This window comes from Bradyrhizobium sp. P2_E8 (assembly GCF_056403875.1).
In genome coordinates this window covers 1-1554 of sequence record NZ_JBFUES010001367.1, presented here as the reverse complement: position 1 = coordinate 1554, position 1554 = coordinate 1, and the positions used below count along the sequence as shown (strand labels likewise).

General features: G+C 63.3%; 1 protein-coding gene. It reads right to left on the bottom strand.

What is annotated here, in order from left to right; translation table 11 throughout:
- Positions 1-1554, bottom strand: a 1554-nt coding sequence (locus tag AC1D00_RS40515; protein WP_477014561.1) for an efflux RND transporter permease subunit, incomplete at both ends; no start/stop codon positions are given.

Sequence of the window (1554 nt, the reverse complement as noted above, 5' to 3'; positions counted from 1 at the left end):
TTCCAGCACCTCGTCAAATACCCCGTGATGTGTCTTGCCGTCGTTGCCCTTGCGAAGCATCGCGAACAGGTAGGGCACGACCAGCAGAGTGGTCGGCGTTGCAAACAAGAGCCCGCCGATGACGGCGCGGGCCAGTGCGGCGTTCTGCTCCTCGCCGGCCGCGCCGATCGCCATCGGGATCATGCCGACGATCATCGCGGCCGCCGTCATCAGCACAGGCCGGATTCGGGTATGGCCGGCCTCGATCGCGGCCTCGAAGGCGGTCTTGCCTGCAAGCTGCTGCTCCCTGGCAAAGGTCACGAGCAGGATCGAATTCGCCGAGGCGACGCCGACCGCCATGATCGCCCCCATCAGCGATGGGACGTTGAGGGTCGTGCCGGTGATGAACAGCATGGTCAGGATGCCGCACAGCGTTGCCGGCAGGGCCAAAATGACGACAAAGGGGTCGCCGAAATTCTGGTAGTTCACGACCATGAGCAGATAGACGAGCACGGCTGCGAACAGCAAACCGGTGCCGAGATTGATGAAAGCGCTGTTCATGCTCTGGATCTGGCCGGTCACCTGAATGGTGTTGCCGGGTTTGAGCTGCTTCTGGAGGTCCGCCGTGACCTTGCTGATCTCGCTCGCCACGCTGCCGAGATCGCGGCCCTGGACGCTGGCATAGACCTCGTAGACCGGCTGCACATTGGCCTGGTTGGCGTTGGTCGGGATAGTGCTGCGCCGGAACGTGGTGACGTTGCTGAGCAGGCCGGGAATTGGGGTATCGCTCTGGGCTGACGCCAGCGACGTCGACACCGGCGTGTTGGCGAGGTCGTTGAGCGAGCTGATCTGGCGCTCGGGCGTCTGCACCGCGAAATAATAGGGAATGCCGGATGTCGGGTCGGTCCAGAAGTTCGGGGTCACCTGCTCCGAGGAGCTCAGGCTGACATTGAGATTGGTCGCGATCGTATCGGCGTTGAGACCGAGTTGCGCCGCACGGGTGCGGTCGATATCCGCGTAGAAGGCCGGCGCGTTCACCTCCTGCTGAAGGTGGGCGTCGGCGATCCCCGGGATCGCCGCGATGCGCTGGCGCAGCTCGTTGGCGACCTTCAGGTTGTTGGCCTTGTCGTAGCCGACGGTGCGGACGTCGATCTGGGCCGGCAGCCCGAAATTGAGGATCTGGGTGACGATGTCTGCGGCCTGGAAGTAGAACGTGTCTTCCGGAAACGCGGCCGGCAGGATCTCGCGCAGCTTGCGCACGTAGTCGGCCGTGGGCTGGTGCCCCTCCTTCAGCGAGATCAGGATCACGCCATCATTGACGCCGATGGTCGAGCCGTCGCCGAACGCCAGATTATAGGAGCGCGCGGGCAAGCCGATATTGTCGACGATCAGCGCACGGTCCCTGTCCGGAATGACCTGGCGGATCTTGTCCTCGACCTGCTGGAAGATCTTCTCCGTGTTCTCAATACGGCTCCCTGCCGGCGCGCGCACGTGGAGCTGGATCTGTCCGCCGTCGATCAACGGAAAGAAATCCCGGCCGACCAGCGGGAACAGCACGACACCAAGGACCAGAAT